This is a genomic window from Nocardia vinacea NBRC 16497 (genome assembly GCF_000308835.1).
Lineage (GTDB): Bacteria > Actinomycetota > Actinomycetes > Mycobacteriales > Mycobacteriaceae > Nocardia > Nocardia vinacea.
In genome coordinates this window covers 1-22,736 of the sequence record NZ_BAGN01000035.1, presented here as the reverse complement: position 1 = coordinate 22,736, position 22,736 = coordinate 1, and the positions used below count along the sequence as shown (strand labels likewise).

22 protein-coding genes and 1 pseudogene are annotated in these 22,736 nt (G+C 66.0%); 9 read left to right on the top strand and 14 right to left on the bottom strand.

Translation table 11 applies throughout. The features are described 5' to 3' along the window. Positions 1–251: 251 nt before the first annotated feature. Positions 252–896, bottom strand: a complete 645-nt coding sequence (locus ON44_RS04400; protein WP_051181503.1) for a TIGR03086 family metal-binding protein — start codon at positions 894–896, stop codon at positions 252–254. Positions 897–982: 86 nt separating this feature from the next. On the opposite strand from ON44_RS04400, the gene ON44_RS04395 reads away from it, so the two are divergent. After that, the gene (locus ON44_RS04395) at positions 983–1,417 is read left to right on the top strand and encodes a MarR family winged helix-turn-helix transcriptional regulator (RefSeq protein ID WP_040686500.1); all 435 of its coding nucleotides are present in this window, start codon (positions 983–985) and stop codon (positions 1,415–1,417) included. A 161-nt stretch (positions 1,418–1,578) separates the two neighbouring features. Further along, on the top strand, positions 1,579–2,385 hold the full coding sequence (locus ON44_RS04390; RefSeq protein WP_040686499.1) for a metallophosphoesterase: 807 nt from the start codon (positions 1,579–1,581) through the stop codon (positions 2,383–2,385). Here the strand turns inward: ON44_RS04390 and ON44_RS04385 are convergent. Next, positions 2,355–3,422: an AraC family transcriptional regulator gene (locus ON44_RS04385; RefSeq protein WP_040686498.1), complete on the bottom strand. Its 1,068-nt coding sequence runs from the start codon at positions 3,420–3,422 to the stop codon at positions 2,355–2,357. The genes ON44_RS04390 and ON44_RS04385 overlap by 31 nt on opposite strands. A gap of 125 nt (positions 3,423–3,547) precedes the next feature. Between ON44_RS04385 and ON44_RS04380 the strand changes: the two genes are divergently transcribed. The 5 genes from ON44_RS04380 to ON44_RS04360 all read left to right on the top strand — a co-directional run bounded on the left by ON44_RS04380 (position 3,548) and on the right by ON44_RS04360 (position 9,564). Next, positions 3,548–5,014, top strand: coding sequence for a flavin-containing monooxygenase (locus ON44_RS04380; RefSeq protein ID WP_083897648.1), 1,467 nt, complete (start codon positions 3,548–3,550; stop codon positions 5,012–5,014). Positions 5,015–5,151: 137 nt separating this feature from the next. Beyond that, positions 5,152–7,266, top strand: coding sequence for an ABC transporter ATP-binding protein (locus tag ON44_RS04375; protein ID WP_040686496.1), 2,115 nt, complete (start codon positions 5,152–5,154; stop codon positions 7,264–7,266). Further along, positions 7,266–8,003 carry an energy-coupling factor transporter transmembrane component T family protein gene (locus ON44_RS04370; protein WP_040686495.1) on the top strand — a complete coding sequence of 246 codons (738 nt, stop codon included), beginning with the start codon at positions 7,266–7,268 and terminating at the stop codon, positions 8,001–8,003. Before ON44_RS04375 ends, ON44_RS04370 begins: the two co-directional genes overlap by 1 nt. Before the next feature lie 18 nt (positions 8,004–8,021). Then, positions 8,022–8,708 (top strand): DUF1345 domain-containing protein, encoded by a 687-nt coding sequence (locus ON44_RS04365; protein WP_040686494.1) that lies wholly within the window; start codon positions 8,022–8,024, stop codon positions 8,706–8,708. Positions 8,709–8,919: 211 nt separating this feature from the next. Next, positions 8,920–9,564 (top strand): DUF8020 domain-containing protein, encoded by a 645-nt coding sequence (locus ON44_RS04360; RefSeq protein ID WP_040686493.1) that lies wholly within the window; start codon positions 8,920–8,922, stop codon positions 9,562–9,564. Positions 9,565–9,631: 67 nt separating this feature from the next. Here the strand turns inward: ON44_RS04360 and ON44_RS04355 are convergent, their stop codons facing one another. Further along, the gene (locus ON44_RS04355; RefSeq protein WP_157187045.1) at positions 9,632–10,870 is read right to left on the bottom strand and encodes a lipase family protein; all 1,239 of its coding nucleotides are present in this window, start codon (positions 10,868–10,870) and stop codon (positions 9,632–9,634) included. Positions 10,871–11,150: 280 nt separating this feature from the next. Here ON44_RS04355 and ON44_RS04350 point away from each other — a divergent pair, with 280 nt between their 5' ends. Beyond that, positions 11,151–11,798, top strand: coding sequence for a cysteine hydrolase family protein (locus ON44_RS04350; protein ID WP_040686492.1), 648 nt, complete (start codon positions 11,151–11,153; stop codon positions 11,796–11,798). 79 nt (positions 11,799–11,877) lie between these two features. On the opposite strand, the gene ON44_RS04345 is transcribed toward ON44_RS04350, so the two are convergent. The 5 genes from ON44_RS04345 to ON44_RS04325 form a co-directional block, all read right to left on the bottom strand. Beyond that, on the bottom strand, positions 11,878–12,057 hold the full coding sequence (locus tag ON44_RS04345; protein ID WP_040686491.1) for an antitoxin: 180 nt from the start codon (positions 12,055–12,057) through the stop codon (positions 11,878–11,880). Between the two features lie 91 nt (positions 12,058–12,148). Continuing rightward, positions 12,149–14,458 carry an ATP-dependent DNA ligase gene (locus tag ON44_RS04340; RefSeq protein WP_040686490.1) on the bottom strand — a complete coding sequence of 770 codons (2,310 nt, stop codon included), beginning with the start codon at positions 14,456–14,458 and terminating at the stop codon, positions 12,149–12,151. Positions 14,459–14,507: 49 nt separating this feature from the next. Next, positions 14,508–14,786 carry an antitoxin gene (locus ON44_RS47660; RefSeq protein WP_040686489.1) on the bottom strand — a complete coding sequence of 93 codons (279 nt, stop codon included), beginning with the start codon at positions 14,784–14,786 and terminating at the stop codon, positions 14,508–14,510. Positions 14,787–14,820: 34 nt separating this feature from the next. Further along, positions 14,821–15,963: an MBL fold metallo-hydrolase gene (locus ON44_RS04330; protein WP_051181500.1), complete on the bottom strand. Its 1,143-nt coding sequence runs from the start codon at positions 15,961–15,963 to the stop codon at positions 14,821–14,823. Next, a complete protein-coding gene (locus ON44_RS04325) occupies positions 15,964–16,689 on the bottom strand; it encodes an enoyl-CoA hydratase (protein ID WP_040686488.1) in 726 nt (241 codons plus the stop codon). It lies immediately after the preceding gene. Between the two features lie 90 nt (positions 16,690–16,779). On the opposite strand from ON44_RS04325, the gene ON44_RS04320 reads away from it, so the two are divergent. Continuing rightward, positions 16,780–17,907, top strand: a complete 1,128-nt coding sequence (locus ON44_RS04320) for an NAD(P)-binding domain-containing protein (protein ID WP_040686487.1) — start codon at positions 16,780–16,782, stop codon at positions 17,905–17,907. A 5-nt stretch (positions 17,908–17,912) separates the two neighbouring features. On the opposite strand, the gene ON44_RS04315 is transcribed toward ON44_RS04320, so the two are convergent. The 6 genes and pseudogenes from ON44_RS04315 to ON44_RS04290 all read right to left on the bottom strand — a co-directional run. Beyond that, positions 17,913–18,767, bottom strand: a complete 855-nt coding sequence (locus tag ON44_RS04315) for an aldo/keto reductase (protein WP_040686502.1) — start codon at positions 18,765–18,767, stop codon at positions 17,913–17,915. Positions 18,768–18,872: 105 nt separating this feature from the next. Continuing rightward, complete coding sequence (locus ON44_RS04310; protein ID WP_040686486.1) at positions 18,873–20,375, bottom strand: acetyl-coenzyme A carboxylase carboxyl transferase subunits beta/alpha; 1,503 nt, start codon at positions 20,373–20,375, stop codon at positions 18,873–18,875. A 92-nt stretch (positions 20,376–20,467) separates the two neighbouring features. Continuing rightward, a complete protein-coding gene (locus ON44_RS04305) occupies positions 20,468–21,070 on the bottom strand; it encodes a GTP-binding protein (protein ID WP_174414979.1) in 603 nt (200 codons plus the stop codon). Continuing rightward, positions 21,051–21,425, bottom strand: a complete 375-nt coding sequence (locus ON44_RS04300; RefSeq protein ID WP_040686485.1) for a DUF742 domain-containing protein — start codon at positions 21,423–21,425, stop codon at positions 21,051–21,053. Before ON44_RS04300 ends, ON44_RS04305 begins: the two co-directional genes overlap by 20 nt. Before the next feature lie 7 nt (positions 21,426–21,432). Continuing rightward, on the bottom strand, positions 21,433–21,846 hold the full coding sequence (locus ON44_RS04295; protein ID WP_011207200.1) for a roadblock/LC7 domain-containing protein: 414 nt from the start codon (positions 21,844–21,846) through the stop codon (positions 21,433–21,435). Further along, a pseudogene (locus tag ON44_RS04290) lies at positions 21,843–22,736 on the bottom strand (sensor histidine kinase); the annotation flags it as partial. The pseudogene ON44_RS04290 and the gene ON44_RS04295, both read right to left, overlap by 4 nt.

The window sequence follows — 22,736 nt, the reverse complement described above, 5'->3', positions numbered from 1 at the left end:
GGGCACACCGCCGCGCACGTTCCAGCCCGGCGCGCACGGAATATTCCATGCGCGGGAGGCCAAATCACGCACGGCAATCACCGCCGATGTGTCGCGGCTGTCGCGAGAAGGGATCTACGCGGGGCGGCAGCACCAGAGCGGAGTGCAGAGGAGAAGTTGCCCACGGGCTCACCGCTGCACACGCACGGAATGACCAGGGAACTCCATGCGCGGCAAGATAATTGATGCGCGGTGAATACGCTCGAGCGACACTACTCAGGCCAGCTCGGTGACCGCCCGAGAATGGCGACGATCTCGTCGAGCACGGATTCGCCGGACCAGGTGATGACCGGCCCGAAGGCGGAGCCAGGGGCCAGCCGGGCCGGGCCGCCGGGGACGACTTCGGCCACCGATAGTGCGACCGCGAGCAGGTCGTCGTCGAAATGCACTGTGCGGCCGAGGGTTCGGGCGACATCCCAGGAGTGCACGACGTAGTCGATGAAGTGGAAGCTGACCGCCTCGGCTCCGGAGAATTCGAAGGCGCGGGTGAACTCCGGCAGCGGGAAGGTCCGGTCGAGCACGCCGTCCTCGGCGAAGGACGCCAGCACATGTTCGGCGGCGGCACGGTAGTCCGCGACCGGGTCATCGCCAAGCGGACGCAGCCGCCACAGCGACAGATCCCCCTCACCGCGGGAGGCGGCCGCGAAGCCGTAGTGCTGGGTGATCATGTGCGCCAGCAACCCGTGCAGCGTCCAGCCAACACACGGCGTCGGCTTGGTCAGATCGGCGGTGGTCAGCTGGGAAACGACTTCGATGCTGGTGCGCACGGCCTGGGCATTGAGGGCGATCAAGTCGACCTGTGTCCCCAGCGATTTGAGGGTCTGCAACCCGGCGGCGGTGTCGGAATCGGTGGTCATCGCTTTCCTCTCGATACATCCAAATTTATAAGTTCCTGCTTATCGTAAGCTCATGCTTATCATATGCCAAGCGGTATTTTCTACCCATGCCGGAAAAGCGCCCCGACCTCGCCGCGATGATCGCGCCGCTCGGCCGCGCCCTCGCCATGGCAGAACTGCCCATACTCGAGCGACACGGCCTGACCATGTGGGGCTATGTGGTCCTGCTCGGACTCGGCGACGAACCCGTCTACACCCAGGCCGCGCTGGCCAAGAAGATCCGCGCGGACAAGACACGCATCATCGGCACACTCGACGAACTCCAGCAGCGCGGCCTGATCCGGCGCGACCTCGATCCGGCCGACCGGCGCGCACGCCTGGTTTCGCTGACCCCAGCCGGTCGAAACACCCGCGACCAGGCACAACGCGATATCCAGGAGCAGGAGAACCGACTGCTGTCCCAGCTCCCAGCCGCCGATCGCAAGTCCTTCCTGCGGTCACTGCAAACGCTGTGGGCATCGGTCATCGACCAGTCGAGCTGACCCGGTGTGCGCGCGACCACTTCCGACCCGGCGGCCTTCTACCGGTGGTCAGCCTCATGACGACGCGGAACCCGCAGGTCATCTAGCCTGTAGACGTGCCGACACACGATGCCGACACCCTCTGACGCAATGGAGCGATCCCCCAGAGAAAGCGAACGCCGATGATCCTGGTGGCTCAGGTCAGCGATACCCATTTCGATCTCGGCACCCGCAATGTCGAACGCGTCGAGCGGGTCATGGCCTATCTCGCCGATCTGCGACGCAGGCCCGATGCCATTCTGGTGACCGGCGATATCACCGATTCGGGTAAGCCCGAGCAGTATGCCGAGGCGCGCGTCGCACTCGACACCGATATCCCCGTCTACGCCCTGCCCGGTAATCACGACGACCGCGCCGCCTTCCGCACGATCCTGCTCGGCGAATCCGCGTCGACCGCGCCGATCAACCACGCACACCGGATCGGCAATCTGACTGTGGCCCTGCTGGATTCGAGCGTCCCTGGCGAATCCGGCGGCCGACTCGCCGAGGAAACCTACGCCTGGCTGCGCGGCGTACTCGCCGCCGCACCCGCCGACGCGCCCGTACTCCTCGCGCTGCACCATCCGCCCGCACATCTGTTCAGTCCGGTCATCGATGAGATCTCGCTGGCCGAGCCCGAAAAATTGGCCGAGGTGGTGGCCGCCGACAAACGCATTGTCGGTGTGATCACCGGACATGCGCACTCCGCCGCCACGACCACCTTCGCGGGCCGCCCGCTACTGATCTCCCCGAGCACCGCCTCTGTACTCGGCGGGGAGTGGGAACTCGAACTCCCCCATCGGGTGATGGACTACGCGCCGGATCCGGCCATCGCCCTGCACGTCATCGACGAAAATCACCGCATCACAACGCATTTCCGCAGCGTTGCGATGGGCGGACGGATCGGCGTGCAGCCGAATCAGCGGCGCACGGCCCGCTCGCGGCGGTAGGCGGCCGGTGTCGCGCCGGTCCAGCGCTTGAAGGCGTAGATGAAGGTGGAGGATTCGGCGTAGCCGAGCCGGATGGCCACATCGCTCACCGAAAGTGGTGTGGCGGTGAGCATTTCCTCGGCGAGCGCGCGGCGCACCTCGTCCAGCAGCGCGCGGTAGCTGGTACCCGCCGCATCGAGGTGACGGCGCAGGGTGCGAGTGCTCATATTGAGATCACGTGCGACGGAGTCGATTCCACGCGGGGCCGCGAATCCGTCCGCACCGCCGGGCACAAGGAGTTCGCGCACCTCGGCCGCGATACCCGTGCGGGCTCGGCGTCGATCCACCAGATCCCGGCATTGCGCGAGGCACATGGCCCAGGTGTGCTCATTCGCCTGCGGCAATGGCTGTTCCAGCATTGCCGGATCGATGGCGAACAGGTTGTGCGGCCGTCCGAAACGGGGCTGCACCTGGGTGACCGCCATGATCCGATCGACGTATGCCGGCTCGGGAAAACGGAATTCGGCCCTGGTGAGCGGCAGCTGTTTACCGATCAGATCGCTCATGACCTGATGCATGGCGGTCACATCGCGTTCGACCAGGAACTGGCGCACATCGGCCGGAATCGATTCGTCGTGCACCCAGGCGATGAATTCGCCCTTCCCCCATTCCGCGACAGGCAGGCAGAAGGTGAAGCTCAGCTCCAGATAGCGCAGCGCGAACGAGATCGCCTCACCGAGCGTCGGACTGCTGACGCAGGCGAAGCCGAAAATGCCGAAGGTGGTGATCCGATACCTGCGACCGATCTCGACACCGAGCGCGGGTGTATCGGCGAGTTCGCGGACGAGATTGCGGATGACGGCGAGTTCGGTGCGGGCGTCGATCTGCGCATCCGGATCGTGCAGCATGGCCTCGGTCAGCCCGGTTCCGGCGAGCATGCGCGCGACGGGCACGCCTTGCTCACCGGCATAGCCGACCATAAGTGCCACGCTGGCGATGCCGCGCGGAAAGTTCCAGTCGCGGATGCCCGGATCCTGTACCCGCTCCACAGCGGACATTATGGCCGAAAATCTCGATAGCATCCGTAGCGACTGCTTGCAGGTCGCTCGAAAGGATCAGCCCACATACGCGACCAGCAGTCTTAGAGTGGAACTCATCTACAGTGCTGTGAGGAGTGCCACAAATGACAGCTGGCGAACGGCCCTCGGTCATCATCATCGGCGCCGGTTTCGGCGGCGTAGGGATGGCAATCGAATTGCGGCGCAACGGTTTCGACGATATCGCCATCCTGGAGCGCGGCACGGACATCGGCGGGGTCTGGCGGGAGAACACCTACCCCGGCGCAGCTTGTGATGTGCCGTCGCCGCTGTACTCGTTCTCCTACGAGCCCAAGCCGGATTGGCCGCAGCGGTATTCCGGACAGGCCGCGATCCACGACTACCTGCGCGGTATCGCCCAGCGGCACCGCCTGCTGGAGGCGATCCATTTCGGCGCCGAGGTGACCGACGCCGAATTCGACGACAGTTCCGGCCGCTGGACCGTACGGACCAAGGACGGCACGGCCCGAACCGCCGACGTGCTCATCTCCGCGGTCGGCCAACTGTCCCGGCCCGCCCTGCCGAACATTCCCGGCATCGACACCTTCACCGGTCAGGCCTTCCACTCCGCCGAATGGGATCACGGCGTCGAGTTGGCCGGTAAGCGTGTCGCCTGCATCGGCACCGGCGCCAGCGCCATCCAGTACATTCCGGAGATCCAGCCGCGGGTCGAACACCTCACCCTGTTCCAGCGCACAGCAGCCTGGGTGCTGCCCAAATTCGATACCGACTACACCCCGGTCCAGCACAAACTCTTCGCCCGGCTGCCCGGCGCCCTGCTCGTCGAACGCTTCGGCTGGTGGGCCATCGCCGAATTCATCGCGCTCGGCCTTGTCGAGTTCCCGTGGATCGTACGACTGGTCGCGAAAATCGCGTCGAAACATCTGGAAGTACAGGTCCCGGACCCGGAACTGCGCGCCAAACTCACCCCCGACTATCCGATCGGCTGTAAGCGCGGCCTGTTCTCCAACAACTACTACCCGGCTCTGCTCGAACCGAATGTGCAGGTCGAGACCACCGCCATCACCGAAATCGTGCCGAACGGCGTGCGCACCGCCGACGGTACGGTCCACGAGGCGGAGGTGATCATCTACGGCACCGGGTTCAAGGGCACCGAATTCCTCTGGCCCATGAATATTTACGGCCGCGCGGGCCGCAAGCTCTCCGATGCCTGGCAGGGCGGCGCGCACGCCTACTGCGGCATTACCGTGCCCGACTTCCCGAATCTGTTCCTTGTCTACGGACCGAATACCAATCTCGGCGTCGGCTCGATCACCTACATGATCGAATCGCAGGCCCGCTATATCCGCCAGGCCGTCCAACTGCTCGCCGAACGTCCCGGCCACGTGCTCGAGGTGCGTCCCGAGGCGGAGGCGCAATTCAATACCGCGGTTCAGCAGCGCCTCGCGCGCACACCGTGGAATTTCTGCTCCAGCTGGTATCGCACCGCTTCGGGCCGGATCACGAACAACTGGCCGGGGCCGCAGCTCGCCTATCGCCGTCGCGTCCGCAAGCTGAAGGCCGCCGATTACGAGCTGACCCGGGTCGCCTAGCGAGCAGAGCGAGCAAATCAACACAGCCTCTTCGAGGTCATGACGGAGCCGAGCGCCAGCGAGGCGCAGTCATGACCTCACGCTCTCCACAGGAAGACCACACGAACTGTCCACAGGATCCTGGCAGACTTGACCCCGTGAGTGATCTGCCCGCCCGCCCCACCGAGCGCGGACCGCTGCGCCCGATCGAATTGGCGGTAGGGGCGGTACTCGGCGGTGCCACCGTCGGCCTGGTCACCGTCGGTGCGCTGATTCCGTTCGCCGCGGCGCTGCAGCTGGTCGCCGCGGTGCCGCTGGCCATGATCGCGCACCGCTATCGGCTGCGCGCCCTTATCACCGCGACCGGTTCGGCCGTGCTGGTCTGCTTCGTCGCGGCGGGCCTCGTGCCCGCATTCGGCATTCTCAGCTCGGCCACCATCGCGGGCATTATCGGCATCGTCAAACGTCGCCGCGGCGGCTTGCCCGCGGTGCTCGGATTGTCGGTAATCGCCGGTCTCGGCTTCGCGGCCTTCGCCGTCGGATCGCTGTTCGTACTGTCCCGGTCCCGGGATCTACTGTTCAAGACCATCCGCAGCACCGCGGAGGGCCTGGAGCAGACGGCGGCGCGGCAGCCCCAGCTCGAACCCCTCGGACGCGGAGTCGCCGACGCCGCGGACGCCGCGATCCGCTGGTGGTGGGTCCTGATCGGCGGTGGTGTGCTGGCGGGCATCGTCGCGACGGCAGTGATCTCCTGGTTCGTACTCGGCTCGGTACTCGACCGGCTGTCCTGGCTGCCCAGTCGGGATCGGCTCGACGCACAACCCGACGACCGGCCGATCGCACCACTGCCGGTGCGACTGCGCGAGGTCGGCTTCCGCTATCCGGGCGCGCCGGTGGATGCGCTGTCCGGCATCGATCTCACGGTCGATACCGGCGAATTCGTGGCCATTGTCGGCCACAACGGATCGGGCAAATCGACACTGACCCGACTGCTCGCGGGACATCCGCCGTCCACCGGCAGCGTGGACCGTCCGGGCGCCGCAGGCCTCGGCCATCTGGGTGGCACCGCGCTGGTGCTGCAGCGGCCGGAGAGTCAAACGCTCGGTGTGCTCGTCGCCGACGATGTGGTGTGGGGTCTGTCCACCGAACTCGCCGCCGCGGTCGATATTGATGGTCTGCTGCGCGAGGTCGGCCTGGACGGTATGGGCGATCGCGAGACCGCGACGCTTTCGGGCGGCCAGCAGCAGCGGCTGGCGGTGGCCGCGGCATTGGCCCGCCGCCCGGCGCTGCTTATTGCCGACGAGGCCACCTCGATGATCGATCCGGACGGTCGCCGCGATCTCGTCGCACTCCTGGCCGAATTGCCTAAACGCCATCCGATGGCGGTGGTGCTGGTAACCCATCACGAGGCCGATGCCGCCGCCGCCGACCGGGTGGTGCATCTGGCCGGTGGCCGGACCGTGGAGCGGCTGCCCGCCTGGCCGCGACCGGCCGGCGAGATCCGGCGTCGGCCGATGGGCGAAACCATCCTGCAGCTGAGCGAGGTCCGCCACACCTATAACCACGGAACACCTTGGGCCGCACCGGCTTTGCACGGCGTCGACCTGACCGTCCGGCGCGGCGAGGCGCTACTCGTGGTGGGCGGCAATGGATCCGGCAAATCGACACTGGCCTGGATCATGGCCGGATTGATCGAACCCAGTTCCGGTCGTTGCGAATTGGGCGGTAAGCCGATCGCGAAGCAGATCGGCCGGGTGGAATTGGCGTTCCAGCACTCCCGGCTGCAGCTGCAGAAGCAGACGGTGGGCGACGAAATCGCGGACTGGGGCGGACGGGCCACCGGATCCGGTGCGGTCGGACGCGCACTGGACGCGGTCGGTCTGGATCGCGCACTGGCCGCGCGCTCCATCGAAGAACTCAGCGGCGGCCAAGCCAAGCGCGTGGTGCTCGCGGCGATTGTGGCCAGCCACGCGCCGGTCGTCGTGCTCGACGAACCGCTGGCCGGATTGGATCCGCACGGTCGCGCGGAAATCGTCGAACTGCTCGCCCGCCTGCGCGATTCCGGGCTCACCCTGATCGTCATCTCACATGACGTGCACGATATGGCCGCGGTCTGCGACCGGACCGTACACCTCGAGTCCGGACGCATTCTGGAGACCGATCCGATCCGCGATACCGCGAATGTGCCCGCACACCAGCTGGATTCCTGCACGACAATGCCGGAAACGCGCCCAGGCGATCCGGCCTGGCGACTCGGGAACGGAGGTCGGTAATGAGTACGGTGCTGTTCCGCGAAGTGCCGGTTTCCAGTCCGGTGCACAGCCTCTGGGCTGGAACCAAGATCATCGGAGCGTTCCTGATCAGTGTGGTGCTGATGTTCCTGCCGTCCTGGCCGGTACTCGGCTTGATGGTCGTATTCCTGATCGCGATCGGGGTGATGGCCCGACTGCCGCTGAGCACACTGCCGCGCCTGCCGTGGTGGTTCTGGGCCGCGATCGGCATCGGCGCCCTGCTCAATGTGCCGGTGGGCAGCGAATCCGTGCTGCGCTACACCAATGTCACCGTCTTCGGCCTGATCCTGCTGGCCTCCTCGTTCCTGATCGCCTGGACCACCCCGATGGGCGATATCGCCCCCGCACTGGCCAAACTCGGCGGCCCACTGCGCAGATTCCGCGTGCCCGTGGACGAATGGGCCGTGGTCATCGCGCTGACCTTGCGCGGACTGCCGCTGCTGATGGACGAGATCCGGGTGCTGCGGGCGGCGCGCCGACTGCGCCCGAAGGATGGCCTGCTCACTCGCGCCGCCGATAATCCGCTCGTCGATATCCTCACCGCCGCGATGGCGGTATCCAGCCGCCGGGCAACCGAACTGGGCGAGGCCATCTCCGCGCGCGGCGGCACCGGCCAGCTCACCGCCCGCCCGAGCGCCCCCGGACGCAATGACGCGATCGCGCTGACGATTGTCATCGCGGTCTGCCTCGGCGCGGTCGTCCTCGATCTGCTCACCTGATCGGCGATACTGGCGCCTGTGCCGGACCAAGACGACGATGTACCTGCCTGGCAACGCAAGACGGAGGGTGAATCGCGGTGGGCCGCGACGCTCGCCGTACTGATGATCGTGGTGTTGCAGATCGCGCCGAAGGAGCTCCGGCAGCAGCCCGCCTGGCTGGTGCTGCCCGTACTAGAGGTCCTGTTGCTGGGTGTGCTGGTGGTGGCGAATCCGTTCCGGCTCGACCGGGAAGAGCAATGGCTGCGCAACGGCGGCCTCCTGCTGACCGGGTTGTTGAGTCTGGCCACGGCGGTTTCGGCGGGTCGACTGGTCCTCCAACTGATCAATGGAACCCTCAGCGATCCCGTGCAACTGCTCGTCTCGGGCGGTGCGGTCTGGTTGACCAATGTGGTGGTGTTCGGACTCTGGTACTGGGAGTTCGATCGCGGCGGCCCCGCGGCCCGCGCGCATGCGCGAAAGCCGTTGCCGGACTTCCTGTTCGTGCAGATGCAGAGTCCGGACCTGACCGAACCCGACTGGGAGCCACAGTTCCTGGACTATCTGTATCTGGCGTTCACCAATGCGACGGCGTTCAGCCCGACCGACGTGATGCCGATGTCGCGGTGGGCGAAGGCGACGATGATGCTGCAGTCGGCGATCTCACTGGTCCTGGTGATCTTGGTGATCGCCCGCGCGATCAATGTCCTGCAGCAGCCGGGGGCCTGACCGGATAGCGTAGAGCTATAACAAGATTCGTCATGTGAGCAATATCGAATACCCCGAAAAGCAATCCTCTAAACCTTTTGTACGCGGTAATGTGTTCTCGGAGCGCGTTCTCTAGATCACATCGTGGCTCTGCACAGCGTCGGGGGGAGGATTTTTCGCGTGCGGAGCGTTGCTACGGCTTGCAAGAACTGCTGAAGATTGGACCACCGGAATGATTCTCCGCAAGATCACTGCGGCAGCCGTGCCGATCGTCGCCGCTGTCGCGGTCGGCGCGGGCACCTCGTATGCGCAGCCGGATGCCGCGCCCGTACCCGACATCGGGTACGAGACAAAACTGTTGGGCGACAAGATCGTCACCACGCTGACCAACGGGTCGTTCCAGTTGTCCGCGAACACCGTGGATATCAAGGACATCGCGGGTAATACGGTGGTCACGCTACCGCTGTCGTTCCGGCAGGACGGCCTGGAATTCAGCATGCCGCATGAGATCCGCGACGCGGGCCGGGTGCTGGAGTTGACCGCGGTCAAGGACTACACCCAGGCGCGGCAGGCGGCCACGCCGGTCGCGTCGCCCCGGGAGAATCTGCGCGCACAGGATAACTTCCTGTCCCAGTTCGGCATTGCCACCGCCATCGGCGGCTTTCTCGGCACGGTGATCGGCGCCCTGGTCGGGCTCACCGGCATCATCGGCGGGCCGACCGTCATCGCCAGCGTCATCGCGGGCGCGGGTATCGGCGGCATCATCGGCACCCTCGTGGTCGGCGGACCGGCACTGATCATCGCGGGCATCGATCTGCTCAGCACCCTGGGCGCCCCAGCAGGCACCACCAAATGGCAGGACGCGCCGGTCAAGTAGGAACGGCAACCAGCACTCCGAACGCGGCGCGCGGCGAATCCTCGTAGCGCGCCGCATCTTTCGTTTATCAGCCGTGACAGCCGGAAGCTACCGGGACACCCGCGAAGCGATCGGCAAGGAAGCCCATCGCACCGGCCGCCTCACCGATGGCGGTCAAATTGTGTCCGGGCAGCGCCGAATGCACGGAGGTGAGATCAGCGCCCTGTGCGCAGTATCGGCCGACCAGATCGGTGAAGCCCGCGACCGGGATCACATCGTCGGTGGTGCTGTGGTACAGGTACATCGGCATGACCGGCGCACTACCGCCCAACTCCTGGCGGTCGGTCGCGGCCCGAAATACCGGATGGAACAACATATCCGGCACCGCCGCGAAATCGTCCACATGCGCATTGAAGTACTTGAAGACCAGATCCGGAGCACAGGCCGAGCCATCCTCGGCGAGAGCAATGCGACCGCGTTCGTTGAGCAGATCCGGCACACCGGAATTCGGCTCGTTCTTCGCGATCGCGAGCAACGTGAGCATGGCCAGCCCTGCTTGCACGGTGCCATCGACACTATGGGCCATGGCTGTCCAATCGGCGGGCACCCCGCCCGAGGTGAGCCCGGCGAACTGGATATCGGGTGCGTACTCCGGTTGTATCTGCGCCGCCCACAGCGTCGCGAAGGCACCGCCCGAATAGCCCCACGCCCCGATCGGGCTCGCCGGACCGACTCCGTCCGGTGCGAGCGCGCGGGCCGCCCTGATGCCGTCGAGCACCGCACGGCCGGAGTTGACGCCGTCCAGGAATCGGGAGTCCGGCCCCTCGTAATCGCTTGTCACCACCGCCCAGCCGCGGCGCAGCGCCTCGGCGATGAACGGTGTATCGATATAGGTATTCGCGCCGCCGAGATCCCAGCCGCCCCGCAGCGCGTACGACGGCGCGCACCGGGTGGCGAGACTGTCCTCGGCGATCTGGTACGAGAGCAGGGGCCGCTGGCCAGGGCCGAACCACGGCCAGTTCGGCACCAGCACGGTGGCCATACCCGCGATCGGCGAGCCGTTCGTATCGTTGGTCCGGTATTGCACCTGCCAGGCCGAAACCGGAAGCGGTAGACCGTACAACGCGATCGAGCGGGTCCGCAGCACGGCACCGTCGGGCTGTGCAGCCACATCGGCCGGTGCCGCGTAGAACGGGTCCTGATCCGGCGGCGGCACCGCCCTGGCAACGGGCACGAATGCGAACGCCACGACCGCGAGAACGATAAGGATCGATATCGCACCGGATCTCCGGTTCCCGCCGACGAATGGTGCAAACAAAGTTTTCATCGGGGCCTCCAGTGTTCCGACGCGGCGCGACGCACAGTGCACCGGGAACGCGTCGGCGCCGACTTCGCCCGGCCTCGAATGCCACCACCGTACTGCCTGATCAGAGCCCCAGCAACGGGCACGAGCGGGCATCGGCGACGCCGTGTGTGTCCGATTTCCGACATGGTTACAGTTGGGACGAAGCACGCCGCGGCGCGCTTCGAAAGTGGCTATCGCGCAACCGAATCACCGTCGGGCCGTACCCCGAATGTGACCGGCATCGAACAGGAGTGAGCTGACCATGCGGCATGGCAACGGACTGGACATTCCCGAAGGACTCGCCGATGTGTGTGCGCCGCACCGCATGGCGGTGATCGTCTACGACATGCAGGTCGGTGTGCTGTCCCAACTACCGGACGGTCCGGAGATCATCGAGCGGGTGGCGCGGGTGGTCGAAGCGGCACGGCGCGGCGGATATCCGATCATCTTCCTGCGGCATTTCTTCCTGCCGCGGCGCCTGAGTGGCACCTTCGCGCTGCGAATGGCCATGAGCTGGCAGCAGGTCGACAATGTCGACGACGTGAAGTTCATCCTGCAGCGCGATACCCCGGCCTTCGAACTGGTTCCGGAGCTGCGGCCGACGGCGGACGAGGTGGTCTTCGACAAGACCTCGATGTCGGCATTCGAGGGCACGCCATTGGCCGCGGTGCTGCGCGATCTCGGCATCGGCGCATACGCGATCGCGGGTGTCGCGCTGGAGATCGGCATCGCGCCGACGGTCACCCATTCGACCGATCTCGGCTTCGTGCCGGTGATCATCAGCGATGCCGTCGGCGGCCGCGATAAGGAAGCGATGGCACGCGCCTACGACGATTTCGAATTCCAGGGCCACGCGATGGTCACCGACAGCGCGACCATCATTCCGCTGCTCGCCCGCGAACAGAGCTGACCGCGGGAATGGCGGATCGGTACACCCGGTCCGCCACGCCGTAGCGACTGCTTGCAGGTCGCTCGAAAGGGTCGGCGAATCAGCTGTCCTTGCGGACGGCCTTCTTGGCGGCATCCTGCGCGGCGTCGACCTGGCTCGCGAACTTGCCGTCGGTCTGCTTGTCGACGAGATCGCCCACCTTATCGATGGCCGTGTCCACCTTGTCCGCATTCTGCTGGGCCAGGTCCAGCGCCTTGTTCGCCAGGTTCTTGAAATCCACCGCGCACTCCTCTTTTTCGAACCGACACAACCGCAAACAAACGATACCGAGCGAACTCCCCGATGACCTGGCAAACCATCAGCGACCGCCGTCACATCTCGCCGAGCCAGGCCGGATGCCAGAGGCGGCCGGTCTCGGTCCAGTTCATGAAGCGCACGGTGCCGCTGAGTTTCGGGGTCACCCACACCGCGTCCTCGCGTTCCTCGGCGGTGAGGTCGTTGTCGAACGGTGTGGTCTTCCGCTCCAACTTGCCGAGCCTTTTGGCCAGATCCCGCATGACCGGCTCGCTGAACCCCGTGCCGACCCGCCCCACGTAATACAGCCTGCCCTCGTGCGGAATGCCGACCAGCAGCGATTTGAAGTTGCGAGCGTCGCTGCGCCGCCAGCCGCCGATCAGGACCCGCTGGGTGCGCCAGTTGCGCTGCTTGACCCACGAATGTCCACGCTTACCTGGCAGATACACCGAATCCTTGCGCTTTGCGACCACACCTTCCAGGCCCTGTTCCTGGCTGTAGCGCAGCGCTTCGGCACCGGAGCCGTCCAGTCGCGGCGGCACCCGCAGTGACGGCGCGTTGGCGGCGATCGCTTCCAGTACCCGACGCCGATCCGAATACCGCTTGCGGATAAGGGAGGTCCCGTCCAGATACAGCACATCGAAGGCGACGAAGACCGCGCGCGCCGCATCAGCCTGCAGCAGACCGACATTCGCGACGCCGTGATCGTCGAACACCACGGCCTCACCGTCGAGCACCACGTTGTGTCCGGCCAACTCCTCGGCCAGCACCGCCATACCCGGATAGCGTTTGGTCACCACATTGCCCGCTCGACTGCGCAGAGTCAGTGTCCCGGAATCTATTTCGGCGATCAGCCGGAAGCCGTCCCATTTGGTTTCGAAGCACCACTCGACATCATCGAGATCGGCGACCTCACCGTGGATGGCGAGCATCGGTTGCAGCCCACGTGGAAAGGGCACGGGCCCAGCCGGTCTCGGCACGATGAACGCCGCCTCGGGGCCGACCGGACCACTGGATACCCGGTCCGTCTCTGCCTCGGCCGGATTCTGATCGCGCATGAGATGCATCAGCCACTGGGTGCCATTGGTTCGGATCATCGCGTAGCGACCACGCAGTCGCTTGCCGTGAAAGGTGACGATGACCTCGTCCTCGCGCCATTTCTCGGTGTCGTAGGTGCCGGAATCCCAGATCGTCATCTCCCCCGCGCCGTACTGCCCCTTCGGTATCGCGCCGTGGAAGTCCAAGTACTCCAACGGATGATCCTCGGTGTGCACAGCGAGCCGGTTCTGATCCGACGAGGTCGGTGGCCCCTTCGGGACGGCCCATGACACCAGCACGCCGTCGCGTTCGAGCCGCACGTCCCAATGCAGCCGCCGCGCATGGTGTTCCTGCACGACGAACCGATCATTCGCCCCTGGCGTAGGCGTTTCGGACGGCACCGGTTCCGGGGTCGCCGAGGCATCGCGCATCTGTCGATATTTCGTCAGCGCATCGCTGTTCGAACTGGGCGGATCCAATTCGGCGAGCAGATCGCCGTAATCGCGCCATCGGGCGAGCACCTCGTCGAAGCGCAAGTGCCGCAGCTTTTTCCGGCTCTCCAGCTCGGCCCAGGTGCGCGGTGCGGCCGCATTCGGCTCGGTGCGACCGCGCAGCGAATACGGTGCGATGGTGGTCTTGGCGGGATTGTTCTGGCTCCAATCCAGGAAGACCTTTCCGCCGCGCGCCGATTTCGCCATCGTCGCGGTGACCAGATCCGGGTGCAGCTTTTCGAGATTCGTCGCCACCTGCTTGGCCACGGTGGACGCGCCGCCCGGACTCAACTCCCGATCCAGCGGCACATAGATGTGAATTCCCTTGCTACCACTGGTAACCGGGAAGGCATGCAGCCCGATGCCCTCGACCATCTCGCGCACCGCGAGCGCGACCCGCGCGCATTCGGCCAGTCCCGCACCCGGCCCCGGATCCAGATCGAAGACCAACCGGGTGGCGTAGCCGACCTTGTCACCGTCGAAACGCCATTGCGGCACATGGACTTCCAGCGCGGCCTGCTGTCCGATCCAGGCCAGTCCGGCCTCGGAATCGATGACCGGATAGACGACCTTGCGGCCGGAATGTTCGATGGTGTGGCGCTCCAGCCACGACGGTGCGTGCTCGGCGAGATTCTTTTCGAAGAAGGATGATTCGTCGACCCCATTGGGCCAGCGCTTCCGGGTGACCGGTCTTCCGGCGATATGCGGAAGCATCGCGGGCGCGATGGCCGAGTAGTACGCGATGACCTCGCCCTTGGTGGTTCCGGTCGCCGGATACAGCACCTTGTCGAGGTTGCTCAGCTCAACCTCGATGCCCGGCCGGCCCGGGCTGCCACCGAATTTCCGGCGGGTCACCATAAATGAAGTTTAGAGGCGGGGACCGACAGCTGTCGGTCCCCGCCACAGATCAGGCCTGCGGCTGTCCCGGCTCTTCGGGCTCGGGAGCGGGTGGCACAGGCGGCTCCTCCGGCGCGGCCGTCGGCGGCTTCGGTGCGGACTTGTCCGACGGCACCGCCTTCTTGGCGGCCTCCTGCACCTTGCCGATCTTGTCGGAGTATTTGTGGCCGGTCTTCTCGTCGATGAACCCACCGGCCTTGTCGACCGCATCGTGAATTTTGTCGGCGTTCTCGGCTGCCGCGTCCCTACCCTTGCCGACGAGGCCTTTCAGGGTGTCCACGAGACTCATGCCTGCATTCCTTCCTGTCGACGAACCTAGGTATTCACCCAATATCCTCCCACCAGGAATCCCGGCTCGGCAGGTCATTGGGGTCGATGCGCTGGCCGGGCATCGGCACCGCCACCGCGGTACCGGCCGCCCGTGCCGCCGCGACCATCCGGCGTACCGGCTCCGACCACCCGTGGAAGGCCAGGTTGAAGGTCGCCCAGTGGATGGGCACCAGCAGTCCGTGTCCCGGATCGCCGACGCCGAGGTCGGCATGTGCGCGAACCGCCTCCTCCGGGTTCATGTGGATGTCCGGCCATGCCTCGTCGTAGGCGCCGATCGGCAGGAGCGTCAGATCGAACGGTCCGAGCGCGGCGCCTGCCTCCGCGAAAGCCTTGGTATATCCGGTATCACCGCCGAAGTAGACCCGCCGCGTCGGGCCGATGATGGACCAGGACGCCCACAGTGTGGTGTTGCGCACCAGGCCGCGTCCGGAGAAGTGCCGCGCCTCGGTACAGGTGAGCACCAGATCCGTGCCGTCGCGTTCACGGCCCAGCGAGGCGAGGGAAACCGAACCGCCCCAATCCAATTCGACGATGCGATGTTCGGGCACGCCCCAGTGCCGCAGATGGGCGCCGATGCCGATCGGCACCAGGAAGGGCGCGGCCTGTCCGACCACCAGCTGACGGATCGTCGCCTTGTCCAGATGGTCGTAGTGATCGTGCGAGATCAGCACCGCGTCCACCTGCGGCAGTTCCGACAGCGGCGTCGGCACCGGATGCAGCCGGGCCGGACCGACCAGCGCGGACGGCGAAACCCGTTCGCTCCAAACCGGATCGGTGAGAATCCGGTATCCGTCGACCTCGACGAGCGCCGATGCGTGCCCGTACCAGGTGACCGCGAGATCGGCGGCCTCGGTCGGCACGTCGGGTGTCGCCAACGGAACCGCATTGCGCGGACGACCGGCATTACGCCGGGTCAGCGCCGAAATCAGCAGGGACGGAGCGGCTCCCGAGACGAACTGGGTGCTCGGCTCGGTGTTGTGGAACTGCCGATTGCGATAGCTCACCGCGCCGGTGGCGTAGGGCTGAATGGCATTGATGGAAGCGCCGATCGCCGACGGGATGTCCCAGACCGCGCGCACCACCCAGGTGACACCGAGTGCACTGGCGGCAATGCCCACTATCTTCTTCAGATTCATTTATCGCCCCACGAATTTCGCCGCGCGCTTCTCTGCCCTGGCCAACCGCCCCTCCTGGGCGTCCTGACTGGTCCACGCCGCCTCCAGCGCCGCACGCTGCTGCGCGCTCTCCGGATCCCGGGTGCCGTCATCGTTGAGCTCCAACTTCATATGCCGCAGCGACAGCGGAGCCAGCTGGGCGATCGATTTGGCCCAGGCCTGTGCATCGGCCAGCGTGCCGAGTCGGTTGGCGAAGCCGAAGGAGTAGGCATCGGCGGCCGATACCGATTCCGCGCCGAGCAGCATGGTCCGGGCCGGGCCACCGCCGATCATCGATGCCAGCCGCCGCACTGTCCAGCGGTCGACGGTGATGCCGAGCTTGGCGGCCGGAATGGCGATATAGGCGTCGGGATCCATAACCCGCAGATCCGAGGCCAGCGCGATCTGCACGCCGGCGCCGAGCGCACCGCCGTTGATCGCCGCGATCACCGGGACCGGGACGGATTCGATGGTGTGCAGCATGTCGGGCAGGGCCGTCAGGAATTCCTCCGCATAGACCCCGGATAGGTCGGCGCCCGCGCTGAAGAAGGATCCACGACCGGTGAGCACGATCACCCTGGCGTCCTCGGCCGCGGTCAACACTGCTTCGCGGAGCCGAGTGACGAGTTCGAAGTTCAGCGCGTTACGCCGCTCCTCGCGCTGTAGTTCGATAGTGACGACATCGCCATCGCGGCTAACGTCGAGCATGCATCCTCCCCAACTGACCGGTTCGAGTGGTTACATCAACTCTGCCACAGGTGGCGGAACATACCGACCAAGCCGATACGATCTCGGTTTGTGCCGACAGACTTCTCCATCCTGGTGATCGGTGCTGGTCAGGCCGGGCTGTCGGCCGGTTACCACCTGCAGCGCCTCGGATTGCGCCCGGAACGGGACTTCCTCATCGTCGATCACGCGCCGGGACCCGGTGGGGCCTGGCAGTTTCGGTGGCCATCGCTCACCCTGACCACTGTCAATCGCGTACACGACCTCCCGGGCATGTCCTTCGCCGAGACATTGCCCCCCGATTCCGACGCCGTATCGGCGGCCACCGCGGTGCCGCGCTATTACGAGTTGTACGAGAAGAGATTCGATCTGCGGGTGCGCAGACCGGTCTCGGTGACCGTGGTCTGCGACCGCAATACCGACGGAAGCCCTTGTGCCGCAGGGCCAGATCTCGCGGCGGGGCGGGGCACGACGCTGAATGTCGAGACCGATACCGCGGGCACGATCCGGGTGCGCGGCCTGATCAATGGCACCGGCACCTGGGAACATCCCTTCATTCCGCACTATCCGGGTGCAGAGACCTTCACCGGCCGCCAACTGCACACTCACGACTACCGCACCGCCGACGAGTTCGCGGGCAAGCATGTCGTGGTGGTCGGCGGCGGAGTGTCGGCCGTTCAGTTGTTGGACGAGATCTCGCAGGTCACGACCACCACTTGGGTGACTCGACGCGAACCGACATTCCGTGACGCCCCCTTCGCCGAGGAGCACGGCCGCGCGGCCGTCGCCATCGTGGAGGATCGTGTGCGACACGGTCTGCCGCCGGGGTCTGTGGTTTCGGTCACCGGATTGCGGCTCGACGATCGACTGCGCGCCGCACAAGCTCGAGGTGCGCTGCAGCGTCATCCGATGTTCGCGAGCATCGAACCGGATGGGGTGCGCTGGCCCGACGGCTCGTTCCAGCACGCCGACGTGATCCTGTGGGCGACCGGATTCCGCAGTGCCCTGGACCATTTGGCCCCGCTACGCCTGCGTGGTCCGGGCGGCGGCATCACCATGACCGGCCGCCTCGCCACCCAGGTAGCCGTCGACCCGCGCATCCACTTGATCGGCTACGGCCCATCCGCGAGCACCATCGGCGCCAACCGAGCCGGGCGCGCCGCGGCCCAAGAGCTGACGGCCCACCTCGGCCTGCGCTGAAAGTTCTAGAGCAGCCCGGCGGTGAACGTGGTCGGATCGGGGCCGATGCGGGCGCCCTTGTCGAGTGCGTTGATGGCGTTCATCTGGTCACGGGTGAGTTCGAAACCGAAGACGTCGAAGTTGGCGGCGATGCGGGACGGGGTGACCGACTTCGGGATCACGACAATGCCCTGCTGGAGGTGCCAGCGGATAAGTACCTGGGCCGGGGTACCGCCGACCTCGTCGGCGATGGAGACGATGGTGCGATCATCGAGCAGCGTGCCCTGCCCGAGCGGACTCCACGCCTCGGTGGCAATGGCATTGGCGTCGTGGAACGCGCGCAGCTCGCGCTGCGCGAGCCGGGGATGCAGTTCGACCTGGTTGACAGCCGGGATCTCGCCGGTCTCGCCGATGACCCGCTCCAGATCAGCGACTGTGAAGTTCGACACACCGATCGAACGCACCCGGCCCTGCGCCTTCAGTGTCTGCAAGGCCTTGAAGGTCTCGACGAAGCGATCGGCCTGCGGCACCGGCCAGTGGATGAGATAGAGATCGAGGTAGTCCAGGCCGAGCCGAGCCATGCTGGCGTCGAACGCGCGCAGCGTGGAGTCGTAGCCCTGGTCGGAATTCCACAGCTTGGTGGTGAGATAGACCTCGTCGCGCGGCAGCCCGGATTCCCGGACGGCACGGCCGGTGCCCTCCTCGTTGCCGTAGATCGCGGCCGTATCGATGCTGCGATAGCCCGCCTCCAGCGCAGCGGTAACAACCGGCTGGACGTCCTCCGGCGGCACTTGGAACACACCGAAGCCGAGCTGCGGGATCACGTTCCCGTCGTTCAGCACGATCGAGGGAATGGCGCTGGTCTCGCTTCTGAAGGTCACATTCCGACCGTAGAAGTGCCGCGCCGCGTCGTCAACGAGAACCCCTGGTGTGTTGACCACCGGTTTTCCGGACGGGAGCGCGTTTCTACTGGTTACCGGGGATCGTCAGGGCCGACCGAGGCGACGATAGCGGGTATGGCGGGAGGCACGAATCTCGTCGAGCGGACGGGCGCGCAGCTCGGTGAGCTCTTCGGCGATGGCGGCGACCATGCGGCGGGCGAAGTCGACCGGTTCGTCGGCGGCGTCGGGAAATTCCGGGACGATGCGGTCGACGACACCGTCGGCGAGCAGGTCCGTGGCGCGGATGCCCTGTGCGTCGGCCAGCTCGGGGGCATGGTCGGTATCGCGGTAGACGATGGCGCTCGCCCCTTCCGGTGGCAGCGGCGCAAGCCAACCATGGGTAGCGGCCAGGACGCGGTCGGCCGGCAGCAGCGCCAATGCGCCGCCGCCGGTGCCCTGACCGAGCAGGACCGAGACGGTCGGGGTGTCGAGAGTTACCAGATCGGCTATGCAGCGGGCGATTTCGGGGGCGAGCCCACGCTCCTCGGCCTCCTTCGACAGTGCCGCACCGACCGTGTCGATCACCAGCACCAGCGGCAGCCGCAATTCCTGGGCCAGCGCCATACTGCGTCGGGCCTCGCGCAATGCAGCGGGGCCCATGGTGTGTTCACCCTGCTGACCCGCGCGGTCATGGCCGAACACAATGCACGGCTGTCCACGAAAGCGGGCCAGCGCATGCACCATGGTGCGATCGGATTCGCCCTGCCCGGTGCCGCTGAGCGGAACCCGTTGCGTCACATGGCGTAACAGGTCACGGATACCGGGCCGACCTGGGCGGCGCGAGATCCGAACCGATTCCCAAGCCGGAACATCCGCGGCCGCATTCGCGGTCTCACGCACCGGCGCGGCCCAACCAGGTCCCGCCGCAACAGGATCCGGCACACCGCTGAGCACGCTCAACGCACGATGCGCGATCCGACGGAACACCGAAACGGGCAGCACCCCATCGATCACGCCGCTGCGGTACAGATTCTCCGCGACCTGCACACCCTCGGGAAAATCCCTGCCGTACAACGCCTTATAGACGCGCGGACCGAGAAAACCGATGAGTGCGTCGGGTTCGGCGAAGGTGATATGCCCCAGCGAACCCCAGGACGCGAAGACGCCGCCCATCGTTGGATTGCGCAGGTAGACCAGATACGGATACCCGGCCGCCTTGTGCACCGCGACCGCACCCGCGATCTTCACCATCTGCACGAAAGCGATTGTGCCCTCCTGCATTCTGGTACCGCCGGAGGTCGGCGACGCGACCAGGGGCAGGCCGAGTTCGGTGGCGCGCTCGACCGCCGAGACGATGCGCTCGGCCGCGGCCACCCCGATCGAACCCGCCAGAAAGGCGAATTCGCAGGCGATTACGGCCACGCGTCGACCACGCAGCAGACCTTCACCGGTCAGCACCGCTTCATCTGTACCGGCCGCCAGCTCGGCCTTGTGCAGATCCTCGCGGTATCGCGGGGATGCGGCCACCGTCACCGGTGGCCGGTCCCAGCTGATATACGAGTCCGAGTCGAGCAGTTGCCCGAGCAACTCCCGCGCCGAAATCCTCACCGAGCGAGCCTAGGGGATGGCAGCCGGCGGAGCCGGCGGTGTGGGTAAGGCTCAGCCACTCGATTCGGGACCAACGCGACAGTCGCGAAGGCTCAGTAGCCCTGCATGACCTTGCGTAGGGCGTACTCGGTGAGCGAGACGAGCGCCTGCTTGGCGGGTTCGCGCCGACGGGCGTCGATGGACAGGATCGGCACATCCGCAGGCACCGCGAGGGCCTGACGGATGTCCTCGATCGGATACCGCGGTGCGTCGTCGAATTCGTTGAGCGCAACCAGGAACGGTAGATTGCGCGCTTCGAAGTAGTCGACGGCCGCGAAGCTGTCCTCGAGCCTGCGGGTGTCGACCAGCACCACGGCGCCGATGGCGCCGCGGATCAGGTCGTCCCACATGAACCAGAAGCGGTACTGGCCCGGCGTACCGAACAGGTACAGCACCAGATCGTCGGCGAGGCTGATCCGGCCGAAGTCCATCGCCACCGTGGTGGTCGACTTCATCGGAATACCGGTCAGATTGTCGATTCCGGTACTGGCATTGGTCACCAACGCCTCGGTGCGCAGCGGAACAATCTCCGAGACGGCACCCACCAACGTGGTCTTACCGACACCGAAGCCGCCAGCGACCACGATCTTTGCCGAAGTCGGTTTGCTGGTGCGGGTATCGACCTGTGCCGTCGAATCAAATACGCCGGAGTCCACTGAGAACCCTTTCGATCAGCTCGCGACGTTCATCGTCGCTGGAATCGTCTTTCAAAGTCGCCGAAACTCGCACATGCCCGGCCTCGATGAGGTCGGCCACGAGCACGCGGGCCACCCCGATGGGGATACCCAAACGCGCCGCTACTTCAGCAACGGACGGCGATTCTCTGCACAACTCCACGATGGACGTCTCGATGTTGGTCAGTTCGAACTGCCGCTCCAGGGCGACCGGATGCGATGCGACAAGTGCCTCCAACGCCAACTCGACCGCGGGCCTGGTCCGGCCCGCAGTCAAGGAGTATGGGCGAACGAGACTCGGCTCGGCGCTCCCCATGCGGTGATCGTCTATGTCCATCCCACCATCAGGAACCCATCGTGACGCGTGGCGTGGCCTGCACCGTCTGGCCAACACGCTCGACCAACAGGGCCATTTCGTAGCCCACCTGGCCGATATCGCAGGAAGTATTTGTCAGCACCGCGAGATACGAGCCGTCGCCGACTGCCATGAGTAGCAGATAGCCGTGCTCCATCTCGACCACCGACTGCAGCACGGTGCCGCCTTCGAATAGATTCGAGACGCCTACCGAGAGGCTGGCCAGTCCGGCGGTAACGGCCGAGAGCTGTTCGGCACGGTCCACCGGCAGCTGCGCGCTCGCCGCCATGAGTAGGCCGTCAGCCGAGACCAGGACGGCATGAGCTACGCCAGGAACCTCGTTGGCGAAGTTCGAAACCAGCCAATCCAGCTGACGATTCGTACCACCTAGATCGGGGTTCATCGGTCTCCTTTATCTCCGGTTAGGTTCATTGCCTTCATTGCGCGGCCATCCCGGACGCCCTGCTGGTGACGACTCAAGCTGGACCTGATCGTTTCTGGATCGCGACGCGGCGCGCGATCGGCGTTGCCGGTGACACCGCCGGGGACCAGCCTCCCGCCCGGATTGCGTTGAGGCAACCCGGCGGCCGTCTTTGTTTCGGTCTGGGCCTCGCTGGCGCGGCGGGCCGCCTGCCAGCCCTCGTCGCCGGGTGATTCGAAGGAGGCAGCGACTTGGGACCGGTCCTGGTTGGGATCCGATAGCCACGCCGACATCATTTCGGCGAAGATCGGCGTCCCGCCCATCACCGAATCAGAGTCGACCGCGGGCTGCAACCTGGTCTGGAAGAACGACGCCGCCTTCTCCGGATCGGGCTTGAAGCTGTGCCGGCCCGGATCGCGCGGTGCGGTCGTCGCCCCGCTCTCGGACACCGCTGGTGTCTCACCGCTGGCCACGGGCTGTGCCGCACCACGATCCCGTCGCGGCAGACCGACACCCGGCGGAACTTCCTTGCGCGGCAGTACGGTCGCTCCCGGATCGCGCTGGGGCAGACCGGTAGCAGCCGACTCCCGCTGCGGCAGGCTGTCGCGGGAAGGTAGCAGACCGTCGCGCTGGGGCAGGCCGCTCGGCGGCTGCGCACCCGACTGACGCTGCGGCAGGCCGTTCCCGGGCGACTGACGCTGTGGGAGGCCACCGGAAGCGGAATCCCGCTGCGGCAAGCCCGAACCGGCGTCCCGCTGCGGCAGACCATTCGAGGCCGAATCGCGCTGCGGTAGACCGCCCGTGCTTTCCCGCTGCGGCAGACTGCTCAACGGATCACGCAGCGGATCACGCTTCGGCAGACCACCGGCGCT